We start from the raw sequence: 14222 nt of genomic DNA on the forward strand, positions 1-14222 counted from the left end.
ACGATAAGAGAATAAAGTAATATCCTCATTATTAAAAAGGAGGCAGTATCATGAGTGAACTATGGTATATCGAAAAGCAGACAGGAAGCTACGGCATCACGATGAAAGTGAAACGTACTTTGCATACAGAGCAAACCGATTTTCAATATTTAGAAATGGTGGAAACAGAAGAATGGGGCAACATGCTGTTTTTAGATGGCATGGTAATGACGAGCCAGCGCGATGAGTTTGTTTATCACGAAATGGTAGCGCACGTACCTTTGTTTACACATCCAAATCCGAAAAATGTATTGGTTGTCGGAGGCGGCGATGGCGGTGTCATTCGCGAAGTGCTAAAGCACCCATCTGTTGAAAAAGCAACGCTTGCTGAAATTGATGGAAAAGTGATCGAGTATTCAAAAGTATACCTGCCGGAAATCGCAGGCGACCTTGACGATCCGCGCGTGGAAGTAAAAGTGGGCGACGGCTTTATGCATATCGCAGAGTCTGAAAATGAGTATGATGTAATCATGGTCGATTCAACAGAACCCGTTGGACCGGCTGTTAACTTGTTTACAAAAGGCTTTTATGCCGGCATTTCTAAAGCATTGAAAGAAGACGGTATTTTTGTAGCGCAATGTGACAATCCATGGTTTAAAGCAGAGCTTATCCGTCAGGTACAGTCAGACGTCAAAGAAATTTTCCCGATTACACGTCTGTACACAGCTAATATCCCGACGTATCCGAGCGGCCTGTGGTGCTTTACGATTGGTTCAAAAAAACATGATCCGCTTCAGGTGGAAGAGGGCCGCTTCCACGATATCGAAACGAAATACTATACGAAAGAGCTGCACAAAGCGGCATTTGCGCTGCCAAAATTCGTGCAGGATTTAACATAAGATGAGATTTGACGAAGCCTATTCAGGAAATGTATTCATTGGAACACAAACGTCATTTGAAGATAGTGACGTTGTGCTGTACGGAATGCCAATGGACTGGACAGTCAGCTACCGTCCTGGTTCACGCTTCGGTCCGGCGCGCATTCGCGAAGTATCAATTGGGCTTGAGGAGTACAGCGCCTATTTAGACCGCGAGCTGCACGAAGTCGCTTACTTTGATGCAGGTGACATTCCACTGCCGTTTGGCAATGCACAAAGAAGCCTTGATATCATTGAAGAATATATTGATGGACTGCTTGAAGCAGGCAAAAAGCCGCTTGGCATGGGCGGCGAGCACCTCGTATCATGGCCGGTTATGAAGGCAGCAGCGAAAAAGTATAAGGACCTGGCGATCATTCATTTTGACGCGCATACGGATTTGCGTGAAGAGTACGAAGGCGAGCCTTTGTCACATTCTACACCGATCCGCAAAATTGCCGAGCATATCGGCCCCAAAAATGTATACTCATTTGGTATTCGTTCCGGCATGAAGGAAGAATTCCAGTGGGCAAAGAAAAACGGTATGCACATTTCTAAATTTGAAGTGCTGGAGCCGCTGAAAGAAATCCTGCCGACACTTGCAGGGCGTCCGGTTTATGTGACGATCGATATCGACGTACTAGACCCGGCTCATGCGCCAGGCACCGGAACAGTAGACGCTGGCGGTATTACATCCAAAGAGCTTTTAGCATCCATTCATGAGATTGCCGGCTCAGATGTGAATGTAATCGGAGCAGACCTTGTCGAGGTGGCACCGATTTATGATAACTCTGAACAAACAGCCAATACAGCATCGAAGCTGATTCGGGAAATGCTGCTCGGTTTCTTTTAAACGTGTGTCCGGCACAAAGCCGGACACTTTTTTGTTTTATAAAAGCGGATAAGCTGTGAATGTGTTGAATCGGTCTCCAAAAAACAGACGTTTAGCCGGCACGGTTTCTGTGTTAAAATAAACACACATTAGAACAAGGAAGTGATTCGGCGTGACAAATGAGCAGATGCCGGTGAAAATCCGGGTGAAGACGAATGTGGCGCACGAAGGGGAAACGGAAACATTTGAGCTGTCACTGTTTGGACGGCTCTTTAAAAAAGACGGTTCAACCTTTTTAAAATACGATGAGGTGCAGGATGAAGGGGTTGTGCACACGATCGTAAAGCTGGCAGATGCCAGTGCGCTCATTTTAAGAAGCGGCGCGCTGAAAATGCGTATGATCTTTGAAGAAGGACAGCGGCTAAACGGCTCCTATGAAAGCCAGTACGGCACTCTTCTTGTCACAACTGATACACAAACCTTTACCCACAGCACAAACAATGCGGGTACGGGACGAGCCGAGCTAGTGTATAACCTGCTGATGCAGGGCGATGCAGTCGGTACGTATACAATGAATATCCACTATGAACTGGAGGAACAATTGTGAACATTGCAGAACAAATGCAGGCACAGCTCAAAGAAGAAATTAAACAAGCTGTCCTGAAAGCGGGGCTTGCCGCAGAGGGCGAAATTCCTGCTGTCTTACTTGAAACACCAAAAGATAAATCACACGGTGATTATTCAACAAACATGGCGATGCAGCTGGCCCGCATTGCCAAAAAAGCGCCGCGTCAAATTGCGGAAGCGATTCAGGAAAACATGGATCTATCAAAGGGCTCTGTTCAAAAAATTGATATTGCAGGACCTGGATTTATTAATTTTTACATGAACAACAGCTATTTAACTGACCTTGTTCCAGCTGTATTGCAGGCAGGCGACGAATACGGACGGTCAAATGCCGGCAAAGGCGAGAAAATTCAAGTGGAATTTGTTTCAGCTAACCCAACTGGTGATCTGCACCTGGGCCACGCACGCGGCGCCTCGGTTGGCGATTCGCTATGCAATGTGCTGGATGCAGCCGGCTATGACGTCACTCGCGAATACTATATTAACGATGCCGGCAACCAGATCCATAACCTGGCTCTGTCTGTTGAAGCCCGTTACTTCCAGGCGCTTGGCCTTGAAAAAGAAATGCCCGAAGACGGCTACCACGGCAAGGATATTATCAATATCGGGAAAGAGCTGGCAGAGGAATTTGGCGATCAGTTTGCCAGCATGCCGGAAGAGGAACGCTATAAATCCTTCCGTGCGCATGGCTTAAAGCTGGAGCTGGCGAAGCTGCAAAAAGACCTGGCAGACTTCCGTGTGAATTTTGATGTGTGGTTCTCTGAAACCTCTTTATACGAAAACGGCAAGATTGATAAAGCGCTCCAGGCGCTTGACCAAAATGGCCATACATTCGAGGAAGACGGTGCGCTCTGGTTCCGTTCTACAGCATTTGGTGATGATAAAGACCGCGTTCTTCGCAAGCAGGACGGTTCATACACATACTTAACACCGGATATTGCATACCACCGTGATAAATTTGAGCGTGGCTTTGACAAGGTCATTAATATTTGGGGTGCCGACCACCACGGCTACATTCCACGTATGAAGGCGGCTGTTGAAGCGCTCGGTATGAAGCCGGAGCAGCTTGAAGTAGAAGTGATTCAAATGGTTCAGCTGTATAAAGACGGCGAGAAAATGAAAATGAGTAAACGTACCGGAAAAGCTGTGACGATGCGTGAGCTTGTAGAAGAAGTGGGCCTTGATGCGGTTCGTTATTTCTTTGCGATGCGCAGCGGCGACACACATATGGACTTTGACCTTGATCTTGCCGTGTCACAGTCTAATGAAAACCCGGTTTATTACTCACAGTATGCTTACACGCGTATTTCCAGCATTCTACGCCAGGCGGCTGAACAAGGTCTGACGGCATCGGCAGAAGCAAATGTATCGCTGTTAACATCCGAAAAAGAAGTAGACCTGCTGAAAAAACTGGGTGACTTCCCTCAGGTAGTAGCAGAAGCAGCAGAGAAGCGTATTCCGCACCGTATTACAAACTACGTGCATGATCTTGCAGCGGGCTTCCACAGCTTCTATGGAGCGCATAAAGTGGTGGATAAAGAAAATGAGGAAGCGTCAAAAGCACGTCTTGCTCTTGTACATGCTGTGCAGATTACTTTGAGAAACGCCTTAAAACTCATTGGTGTATCCGCACCGGAAAAAATGTAAAAACAAAAGAGTCTGTTCCTGACGCAGGGGCAGGCTCTTTTTTACTGGGGTAATCCTGCTGACGATGAAAGAAAGAAAAAATAGCTGTTACGCAGCCACATCAATTATCTTCTTTACTAACATATTGACTGAATGTTCATTCATACATTAGGATAAAGGAAATGAACCAGCGGGAAAGGACGTGAACGAGAATGAATGGATGGCTATGGATAAACGCAGCTGCCGCTCTTTTTGTAATCGCTTACGCAATTTCTTTATTCGGTTATGTAGTGAAAACTCGTTACAAGTTTGTTCAGCTCGGCAAAGAAGAAAGGCTCGAGACCCCAAAAAACGAACGTCTTCGAAATATAATGGTGAATGTGTTTGGTCAAAAAAAACTATTAAAGGACCGGAAAAGTGGTGCCATTCATGTGATGTTTTTTTATGGTTTTTTGCTTGTTCAGCTGGGAGCAATAGACTTCATTATAAAAGGGGCAGTGCCCGGGGGGCATTTGCCGTTTGGGCCGTTATATGGTGCGTTCGCCTTTTTTCAGGAAGCCGTGACACTTATTATTCTGGCTGCCGTCGTATGGGCGTTTTACCGTCGCTATATTGAAAAGCTCATTCGTTTAAAACGAGGCTGGAAAAGCGGTCTTGTTCTTCTTTTTATCGCATCGCTTATGTTATCGGTTTTAATGGGCAACGGCCTGTGGCTTCTCTGGCAGGAGGAAGCTGCTGGTTTGAGCTGGTCCGAGCCAATTGCTTCCATGATCGCTGTCGTTTTCGCCGGACTTTCGCAACCGGTTATTATTGGGCTGTTTTATGCTATGTGGTGGATTCACCTGCTAGTATTGCTGGCTTTCCTCGTTTATGTACCGCAGTCGAAGCACGCTCACTTGATTGCTGGTCCTATTAATACGTATATTTACCGGCTGAACCAGGCTGGTACGCTTCGGAGAATTGATTTTGAAGACGACACACAAGAATCCTTTGGAGTAGGAAAAGTAGAAGAGTTTACACGATCACAGATGATCGATTTTTATGCTTGTGTAGAATGCGGACGCTGCACGTCCATGTGTCCGGCTACCGGAACAGGAAAAATGCTTTCACCGATGGACTTGATTGTGAAGCTCCGAGACCACCTTACCTTTACAGGGGCGGCAGTCACATCGAAGCAGCCCTGGGTGCCGGCATTTGCATTCGCCGATACACAGGGCAATCAAATCGCCAGAGGCACCGTGGCTTATAGTCCACAGCTGATCGGAGAGGTGATTACAGAAGAAGAGATATGGGCCTGTACAACATGCCGGAACTGTGAGGACCAATGCCCTGTTATGAATGAACACGTTGATAAAATTATTGATATGCGCCGTTATCTTGTGCTGACCGAAGGAAGAATGAATGCGGATGCGCAGCGGGCGATGCAGAACATCGAGCGGCAGGGTAATCCATGGGGACTGAACCGGAAGGATAAAGAAAAGTGGCGGGAGCTGCGCGAAGATGTTCATATTCCAACGATAAAAGAAGCGCAAAAAGCAGGGGAAGATCCAGAGTATTTATTTTGGGTTGGTTCCATGGGGGCATTTGACAGCCGCAGCCAGAAGATTGCTCTGTCGTTTGCGCGGCTTTTGAATGAAGCAGGCGTTTCCTTTGCTATTCTTGGAAACAAAGAAAAAAATTCAGGGGATACGCCGCGCCGCCTCGGCAATGAGTTTTTGTTCCAGGAGCTGGCCACAGCCAATATCGCCGAGTTTGAAAAAAACGGTGTGAAAAAAATCGTGACGATCGATCCACATGCCTACAATGTATTTAAAAGAGAATATCCGGATTTTGGATTCCAGGCAGAAGTGTACCATCATACCGAGCTGCTGGGTAAACTTGTACAGGAAGGGAAGCTAAAACCTGTGCATCGAGTGGACGAAATAGTTGTATTTCATGATTCGTGTTATTTAGGCCGCTATAATGATGTTTATAACCCTCCGCGCACGGTTTTATCGGCTATTCCAGGAGTAAAACTTGTCGAAATGGATCGCAGCCGGGAGAATGGTATGTGCTGCGGAGCAGGTGGAGGTTTAATGTGGATGGAAGAAGACACGGGCCATCGTATCAATGTGGCACGAACGGAACAAGCTCTTCAAACAAATCCATCTGTGATTAGCTCAGGCTGCCCGTTTTGCTTAACGATGCTCAGCGATGGCACAAAAGCAAAGGAAATGGAAAACGCTGTAGCTACACACGACGTAGCTGAATTACTGGAAAAGTCCGTTTTAGGGACTGGAAAAGAAATAAATGTGTCGTAACGAAAGGAGGAAGTGCAGGTGAAAGTAAGAAAAATCATGGTGATCGGGGCCGGACAAATGGGTGCAGGTATTGCACAGGTATGTGCCCGGGCAGGCTATGAAATAGTGTTATACGATATAAATCCGGACAATCTGAAGTCCGGCTTGAATGGAATCGAAAAAAATCTGGCCCGCCAGGTGGAGAAAAAGCGTTTGAGTACGGAAGACAGGGTTAGTATAATGGCGAAAATCAAAGGATCTCCAGCTCTTCACGATGCTGCGGACGTTGATATGGTGATAGAAGCAGTTGTTGAGAACATGAACGTGAAGAGGGACATTTTCTCACAGCTGGATGAACTGGTGCAGGATCATACCATTTTAGCTTCTAATACGTCCTCTCTTCCAATTACAGAAATTGCCGCAGCGACAGATCGGCCGGAAAACGTGATCGGCATGCATTTTATGAATCCAGTGCCGGTCATGAAGCTGGTTGAAATTATTCGTGGGCTGGCTACATCAGATGAAGTATACAAAAAGGTAGAAGAAGTGGCAAAAGCAATCGGCAAAGTTCCGGTCGAGGTCAATGACTTCCCGGGCTTTGTATCTAACCGGATTTTAATGCCGATGATCAATGAAGCAATTTATACGTTATATGAAGGAGTTGCCACAAAAGAAGCGATCGATGAAGTGATAAAGCTTGGAATGAATCATCCGATGGGACCGATCGAGCTGGCTGATTTTATTGGGCTTGATACATGCTTGTTTGTGATGGAAACTCTTCATGAAGGGTTCGGAGATGACAAGTATCGGCCCTGTCCACTGCTTCGTAAATATGTGAAAGCCGGCTGGCTCGGCAGAAAAACAGGGCGCGGGTTTTATCTGTATAGCTAAAGGAGGCAAGGGGATGAATCTGGAGCTGACTGACGCACAAAAAAACATGCGTGATTCGGTTCGGTATTTTGCCGAACAGGTTGCCGCTTCTTTTATTCCGCAGATGGAGGCTGGAGAATTTCCTTATGAGCTTATTCAAAAAATGGCAGACCAGGGGCTGATGGGCATTACCGTGCCAAAAGCATACGGCGGAGTCGGACTTGATTTTGTTTCTTATATAATCGCCATTCACGAGCTGTCCAAAGTAAGCGCGGCAGCTGGTGTGATCCTGTCGGTGCATACATCTGTCGGTACAATGCCCATTTTATCGTTTGGAACAGAGGAACAAAAGAAAAAATATGTTCCAAAGCTCGCATCTGGCGAGTGGCTCGGCGCTTTTTGCTTAACAGAGCCATCATCCGGTTCAGATGCTTCTTCTTTGAAGACACTGGCACAGCGCAATGAAAAGGGATATGTGTTAAATGGCTCCAAGCTATTCGTGACAAATGGCGGCCCGGCCCATGTTTACATCGTTTTTGCGCGGTCAGAAGCAGGTATTACCGCTTTTATAGCCCAAAAAGGAACACCGGGCTTGATCATCGGCAAGAACGAAAGAAAAATGGGACTGCATGGATCAAAAACGGCATCTCTTACATTTGAGGAAATGTGCCTGCCGCTCCAAAACAGGCTGGGAGAAGAAGGGAACGGCTTTAAGATTGCAATGGCAAATCTTGATGGGGGGCGAATCGGAATTGCCGCTCAAGCATTAGGCCTTGCAGAAGCTGCTTTTGAACAGGCAAAGAAAAATGGGCTGTCACCTCTGGAACTGGCTGATATGGCTGTATCGATTGAAGCGGCCAGACTGCTCGTTTATCAGGCTGCGTTTTTACGCTCAACCGGCAAAGCGTGTGGAAAACAAGCCGCCATGGCCAAGCTTTTCGCTTCAAAAGCAGCAGTTATCGTCACAGGCCAGTGCATCAAGCAGATGGCTGGAAACGAAGCGGCAGAACGGTTTTTTCGCGATGCCAAAGTAACGGAAATTTATGAAGGGACATCAGAAATTCAGCGAATTGTGATCAGCAAGCATTTGGCAAAGGGGATGGGAAAATGAACTTTGCATTGACAGAAGAGCACAATATGATTCGCAAAATGGTAAGAGAGTTTGCAGAAAAAGAAATCGCGCCGACTGCCTTTGAGCGGGATGAGGAAGAACGGTTTGATGAAAGTCTTTTTAGCAAAATGGCGGAGCTCGGCTTAACAGGTATTCCATGGCCGGAAGCATACGGCGGCATTGGAAGTGATTATTTGGCTTACTGCGTGACCATTGAAGAGCTGTCACGCGTATGCGCTTCAACAGGAGTTACACTGTCAGCCCATACATCGCTGGCCAGCTGGCCGATTTACACTTTTGGAACAGAAGCACAAAAGGAGCGTTACCTGAAGCCGCTTGCACAGGGCGGAAAAATAGGTGCTTACGCACTGACAGAACCCGGCAGCGGATCAGATGCTGGCAATATGAAGACTACTGCACGTCGTGAAGGAACCTATTTTATGTTAAACGGCTCCAAGGTCTTTATTACAAATGGCGGTATTGCGGATATATACATCGTGTTTGCTAAAGCCGAGGAAGGAATTACTGCATTTATTGTAGAAAAAGATTTTAACGGATTTTCAATCGGGAAAAAAGAAAAAAAAATGGGCATCCGCTCTTCCCCCACCACGGAGATTATCTTTGACAATTGCCGTGTTCCGGTAGAAAATGTATTAGGTGAAATTGGAAGCGGTTTTAAAATAGCGATGAAAACGCTTGATGGCGGCCGTAATGGCATTGCGGCACAGGCGGTCGGTATTGCACAGGGAGCACTGGATGCGGCACTTTCTTATGCGAGAGAGCGCAGGCAGTTTGGGAAACCGATCATGGCTAACCAGGGCATCTCATTTAAACTTGCTGATATGGCGACTTCTATTGAAGCGGCAAGACTGCTGACTTATCAAGCAGCCTGGCTGGAGTCGGAAGGTCTTCCATATGGAAAAGCTTCTGCTATGTCTAAGCTTATGGCCGGCGACACGGCTATGCAGGTAGCGACGGAGGCTGTTCAAATTTTCGGAGGCTACGGATATACAAAGGAGTATCCTGTTGAACGATTTATGCGTGACGCAAAAATTACTCAAATTTATGAAGGAACACAGGAAGTTCAGCGTCTTGTCATTTCGAGATTTTTATCAATGTAAGGTGGTGTGGGAATGGGAAAAATGAAAAGACCGGTGCATACTTCAGTTAAAGATACCCAGCTGATCGAAAAGCGTCGGGCTGAAATGATTCGCGGCTCTGTCCAGCTGTTTAAACAAAAAGGATTTCACCGGACAACAACTCGTGAAATTGCGAAAGCAGCAGGTTTCAGCATTGGAACACTGTATGAATATATCCGGACCAAGGAAGATGTTTTGTATCTTGTTTGTGATAGCATTTATGATGAGGTAAAGGGCAGAATAGAGCAAATGGATCTTGGACAGGGAACGCTGGAAAACTTAAAGATAGGCATCAGCCACTATTTTTATGTGATTGACGAGATGCAGGATGAAGTTCAGGTGCTGTATCAGGAAGTAAAATCTCTTTCAAAAGATGTTCTTCCATATGTATTAAAAAAAGAAGAAGAAATGACTGCAATGATAGAAACACTTATTCAGCGGTGTGTAGATAGCGGTGTGCTTTATCTGAGCAGGGATCAGGTTTATATACTGGCGCAAAACATTTTTGTACTGGGACAGATGTGGGGGTTACGGCGCTGGATGCTGCAAGAGAATTTTACATTACAAGAGTATATTACACTACAGACCGATTTGTTGTTTAAAGGTGTAAAAGGATACCAGGAAAAAGCCGCCCTCAGCTGAGGACGGCTCGCTTTTTTAAAACAAATCACGGTCGCGGTCTTTGCGTAATCGTTCATTGTCGTCTTCATCGATATGTGCTTCTTCACGGCGCACAGTATCACGGACTGTTTCAGTATCTTCTACTTTTCGTTTACCTACAACAATTTCTTCTGTCACAACTGGTTTTTTCGTTACTTGAACACGCTCTTCTGTGACCGGTACACGAATGGTTTCGCCATCTTCCTCGAAGGCACGATCGCGGTCACCAAACCTTGTGCCAGCATCGTCAGTCACCGGACGGCGTTCTACAAACACTTCTTCACGCTCAACTGGCACATCAACGACCTGTTCTTCTTCAATTACTTCTTTTTCTACGTGCACTTCACCCGTTTGTACACGCTCTTTACTTACATTTAATCGTTCTTCATGTAAACGAAGCTTCTCTTCTTCACTCAAGCTATCATCCACTGTACGGTCTGTGTCAAATGTGGCATTGCCGCCCAGATTTGTATCCGTCAAGCCCGTAGTAGTGCGGTCGTTTCTCGTAGAATCAAGTCTGTCATAATCGATCGGCTCTAAATTTTCTCCATCCAGGTCTGCTCTATTGCCATTTGCGAGGCCGACTGTGCTGCTTGGGTCATAACTGCTGCCATAGCGTTCACCGTAGTCACGGTCTACATACAGAAGCATTCCGCCGTTTTCAATCTCTGAGTAGTAACGATCTGATTCTGCATCTGAAAGGCCCATGTTACGGAAGCTTTCACGAATAGGATCCACACCGGATAGGAATGACATAAAGCGATCACCCCAAGAGCCGCCTGCTGTTTCAATTTCAGCGTCTGTGCGTCCTCTTACCATAGATACTGCATCTTTATCTTTTACAGTAATATACATGTCTTGTTCTGAATATCCATTTGCTTTAAGCTCATCAATTTTTGCTAATAAATCTGTTTCATTATGGTATACGCCGATAAAGTTTTTGTTTTCCATGATAGTGTTACCTCCTGAAAAAAATTTAATGTTTTGCTGTTCTGCTTTTTGTTTACCCGGTGTTCAAGCACTGAAACAAATTAAGGAGAAAATGGTCATAATGATGCATATTTGTACTAAAAGTTTCTTTTTTGGCAAAAATACGGGTAAAGTTGCTTTATTTCTCAGGAAAAAGGGAAAGATTATAATTAATTTTACATTCCCTACATATCCCTATTATAGTAAGAAGAGATAATAGAACGTGAAAAATGTCGAAAGAAAGGGTGGGAAAGTATGAGGCAGTTTCTTATATGTGTAACCATTGCGGTGTTGTCCATCGGTTCCTATTGGCTTTACATAAAACAATTGGGTGCTATTCCATTCCTGCTTCTTTCGGTTTTCTTCTTCTATAAAGCGTACGATGAAGTAACAGGAAGGGCTAGAAAACGTCGGGAACGCAGACAAATGGGCTCGTCCATCGCCCCAGCAGGAAAAAAAGCAGAAATCATCACATAAATATGGCGTGGAGGCCTTCTTTTTGTTTATAATGGAGAATATGCCAAAAACGTTTTTGCTCTTTTTTTTGGGCGTGCAAATAGAGAAGGGAAGTGCGGATGGTGAGCTTGCAACAACATTCGAAAGAAGAACTAAAGGAAATGTCATTTCTTGAACTGGCACATTTGATTCTTGCCGATAAGCGGGAGCCGCTTTTATTTAACGATTTGCTGGCTGAAATTCAAAAGCACCTGGAAATTTCAGAACAAGAAGTAAAAGGCCGTATGGTTCAGTTTTACACAGATTTAAACATTGATGGCAGCTTTTTGCCGCTTGGTGAAAACCGCTGGGGGCTTCGCGCCTGGTATCCAGTTGAAAAATTGGAAGAAGAAACAACGAATGCACCAGTAAAAACACGTAAGAAAAAAGCCAAAAAAGTTGTTGAAGACGATTTTGAAGAAGAAATTCTTGAGGATGAAGATGATCTCGTCGATTTCGAGGAAGAAGATTTTGATGACGTTGATGACGATATCGATGTAGATGATGATCTAGAAGACGATGATTTAGACGATGATATTGATGTCGATCTTGATGAAGAGATCGATGAAGACGATGAATTCGAAGAAGAAGAAGGCGCTGAGGACGAGTACGACCTGGACGATAAATAAAGCTGAAACTTCTCTTGACTATTTCATTCGTGAATTGTAGTATGTTATTTGGGCTCTTTACGAGACGAAGAATTTAGTCGATAACGCTCCTCTTACTGAGAAGTAAGTGGGGCGTTTTTTGTATTTTTTTGAGCAGTATAACCATTGAAGGAGGACGTTCATTTTGACGAAATATATTTTCGTAACAGGCGGTGTTGTGTCATCTCTTGGAAAAGGCATTACGGCCGCATCTCTTGGCCGACTATTGAAAAACCGTGGATTAAAGGTATTTATTCAAAAATTTGATCCATACATTAACGTAGACCCGGGAACAATGAGCCCGTATCAGCACGGGGAAGTGTTCGTAACAGACGATGGAGCGGAAACGGATCTTGACCTTGGTCACTATGAGCGTTTCATTGATATTAATTTAACGAAGCTGAGTAACATTACAACAGGTAAAGTGTACTCAACTGTTCTTCGTAAAGAACGCCGTGGTGAATATCTGGGCGGTACTGTTCAAGTTATCCCGCACATTACGAATGAAATTAAAGAACGTGTTTTCCGCGCCGGTAAAGAATCAGGTGCTGATGTTGTTATTACGGAAATTGGCGGTACAGTCGGCGATATCGAGTCATTGCCGTTCCTGGAAGCCATCCGCCAAATCAAAAGTGATGTAGGCCAGGACAACGTGTTGTACATTCACTGCACACTTATTCCTTACCTGAAAGCTGCCGGTGAAATGAAAACAAAGCCAACACAGCACAGTGTAAAAGAATTACGCAGCCTGGGCATTCAGCCAAACATTATCGTTGTTCGGACAGAAATGCCGATTTCACAGGACATGAAAGACAAGCTAGCTCTTTTCTGTGATATTGCAAAAGAAGCAGTCATTGAAGCGACTGACGCAGATACACTGTATGCTGTACCATTAATGCTTCAAAAACAAAACATGGACGATCTAGTCTGCCGTTTACTTAAAATGCAATGCCATGAAGCAGACATGACAGAGTGGAATGCACTCGTTGACAAAGTACGCAATTTGCCGAACAAAACGCGTATTGCATTGGTCGGAAAATATGTAGAATTGCAGGATGCCTACATTTCAGTTGCGGAGTCATTAAAACACGCTGGCTACCAGTTTGATACAGATGTTGAAATCGACTGGGTTAATTCAGCTGAATTAACGGAAGAAAATGCAGCAGAACGTTTAAAAGATGCAGCAGGTATCCTTGTTCCAGGCGGATTTGGCGATCGCGGTATCGATGGAAAATTGGCTGCTATTCGTTATGCACGCGAAAACAAAGTGCCGTTTTTCGGTATTTGCCTTGGTATGCAGCTTGCATCAATTGAATATGCTCGCAATGTATTACATTTACAGGATGCTCATTCCGCAGAAATTGTGCCGGAGACACCATATCCGATCATCGATCTTCTGCCTGAACAAAAAGACATCGAAGATCTTGGAGGCACGCTTCGCCTCGGGCTTTACGCATGTAAGTTAAAGCCAGACACACAGGCACGTGCTGCATATAATGAAGAAATCGTATATGAGCGCCATCGTCACCGTTATGAATTTAACAATGAATTCCGCGAGCAAATGGAGAAAGAAGGCTTTATTTTCTCTGGCACAAGCCCGGATGGACGTCTTGTAGAAATCGTGGAAATTGCGGATCATCCGTGGTTCGTCGCTGCGCAGTTCCATCCGGAATTTACGTCGCGTCCAACGCGTCCACAGCCATTGTTTAAAGAGTTTGTACGTGCTTCCATTGAACATAGCTAATCACAAACAGGACCAGCCTTATGGGCTGGTCCTGTTTGTGTATAGACAAAGTCCTTCACTTTTACAAAAGGGCCGATAAGTGAAGCCTGCCGGACTTCGCGTTCCACGGGCAGTGCGGGAGCCTCCTCGGCTGCGCCTGCGGGGTCTCCCGACTCACTATATTTCCCGCAGGAGTCTTCGTCCGGCAGGCTTCACTAAGTGGTGTTGAAGAGCAATAAGCAATATTTTCTCTTTTTAAACAGAAAGATGCGACCTTATTCGCCTTATACAATCTTGTCGCAAGCCACTTGGCGGCGGGAGGGCAGCTCAGACTCCTATGGGACTAGC

The 14222-nt window shown here is 45.3% G+C and carries 13 protein-coding genes; 12 read left to right on the forward strand and 1 reads right to left on the reverse strand.

Features of this window, described 5'->3' with window-relative positions; genetic code table 11:
- Positions 1 to 50 precede the first annotated feature (50 nt).
- The 9 genes from speE (at position 51) to VP97_RS04285 (ending at position 10022) form a co-directional block, all read left to right on the forward strand.
- On the forward strand, positions 51 to 878 hold the full coding sequence (gene speE / locus VP97_RS04245; RefSeq protein WP_050180432.1) for a polyamine aminopropyltransferase: 828 nt from the start codon (positions 51 to 53) through the stop codon (positions 876 to 878).
- 1 nt (position 879) lies between these two features.
- Positions 880 to 1749: an agmatinase gene (gene speB, locus VP97_RS04250; protein ID WP_050180433.1), complete on the forward strand. Its 870-nt coding sequence runs from the start codon at positions 880 to 882 to the stop codon at positions 1747 to 1749.
- A gap of 151 nt (positions 1750 to 1900) precedes the next feature.
- Positions 1901 to 2335, forward strand: coding sequence for a YwiB family protein (locus VP97_RS04255; protein ID WP_245629830.1), 435 nt, complete (start codon positions 1901 to 1903; stop codon positions 2333 to 2335).
- Positions 2332 to 4002 (forward strand): arginine--tRNA ligase, encoded by a 1671-nt coding sequence (gene argS / locus VP97_RS04260; RefSeq protein ID WP_050180434.1) that lies wholly within the window; start codon positions 2332 to 2334, stop codon positions 4000 to 4002. Before VP97_RS04255 ends, argS begins: the two co-directional genes overlap by 4 nt.
- Positions 4003 to 4193: 191 nt before the next feature.
- Positions 4194 to 6281 carry a 4Fe-4S dicluster domain-containing protein gene (locus VP97_RS04265; RefSeq protein ID WP_050180435.1) on the forward strand — a complete coding sequence of 696 codons (2088 nt, stop codon included), beginning with the start codon at positions 4194 to 4196 and terminating at the stop codon, positions 6279 to 6281.
- An 18-nt stretch (positions 6282 to 6299) separates the two neighbouring features.
- Complete coding sequence (locus tag VP97_RS04270) at positions 6300 to 7151, forward strand: 3-hydroxybutyryl-CoA dehydrogenase (protein WP_050180436.1); 852 nt, start codon at positions 6300 to 6302, stop codon at positions 7149 to 7151.
- A gap of 13 nt (positions 7152 to 7164) precedes the next feature.
- Positions 7165 to 8241, forward strand: a complete 1077-nt coding sequence (locus VP97_RS04275) for an acyl-CoA dehydrogenase family protein (RefSeq protein WP_050180437.1) — start codon at positions 7165 to 7167, stop codon at positions 8239 to 8241.
- Positions 8238 to 9362, forward strand: a complete 1125-nt coding sequence (locus tag VP97_RS04280; protein ID WP_050180438.1) for an acyl-CoA dehydrogenase — start codon at positions 8238 to 8240, stop codon at positions 9360 to 9362. The genes VP97_RS04275 and VP97_RS04280 overlap by 4 nt, the downstream gene beginning before the upstream one ends.
- A gap of 21 nt (positions 9363 to 9383) precedes the next feature.
- Complete coding sequence (locus VP97_RS04285; RefSeq protein WP_050180460.1) at positions 9384 to 10022, forward strand: TetR/AcrR family transcriptional regulator; 639 nt, start codon at positions 9384 to 9386, stop codon at positions 10020 to 10022.
- A 15-nt stretch (positions 10023 to 10037) separates the two neighbouring features.
- Here VP97_RS04285 and VP97_RS04290 read toward each other — a convergent pair whose 3' ends face one another.
- Complete coding sequence (locus tag VP97_RS04290; protein ID WP_050180439.1) at positions 10038 to 10991, reverse strand: YsnF/AvaK domain-containing protein; 954 nt, start codon at positions 10989 to 10991, stop codon at positions 10038 to 10040.
- Positions 10992 to 11264: 273 nt separating this feature from the next.
- On the opposite strand from VP97_RS04290, the gene VP97_RS04295 reads away from it, so the two are divergent.
- The 3 genes from VP97_RS04295 (at position 11265) to VP97_RS04305 (ending at position 13895) form a co-directional block, all read left to right on the forward strand.
- Positions 11265 to 11486 carry a hypothetical protein gene (locus VP97_RS04295; protein ID WP_050180440.1) on the forward strand — a complete coding sequence of 74 codons (222 nt, stop codon included), beginning with the start codon at positions 11265 to 11267 and terminating at the stop codon, positions 11484 to 11486.
- 98 nt (positions 11487 to 11584) lie between these two features.
- On the forward strand, positions 11585 to 12133 hold the full coding sequence (gene rpoE / locus VP97_RS04300; RefSeq protein WP_342667312.1) for a DNA-directed RNA polymerase subunit delta: 549 nt from the start codon (positions 11585 to 11587) through the stop codon (positions 12131 to 12133).
- A gap of 163 nt (positions 12134 to 12296) precedes the next feature.
- The gene (locus VP97_RS04305; RefSeq protein WP_050180441.1) at positions 12297 to 13895 is read left to right on the forward strand and encodes a CTP synthase; all 1599 of its coding nucleotides are present in this window, start codon (positions 12297 to 12299) and stop codon (positions 13893 to 13895) included.
- The last annotated feature ends 327 nt before the right edge of the window (positions 13896 to 14222 follow it).

The organism is Domibacillus robiginosus, from assembly GCF_000966195.1.
In the GTDB taxonomy this organism is placed as follows: domain Bacteria; phylum Bacillota; class Bacilli; order Bacillales; family Domibacillaceae; genus Domibacillus; species Domibacillus robiginosus.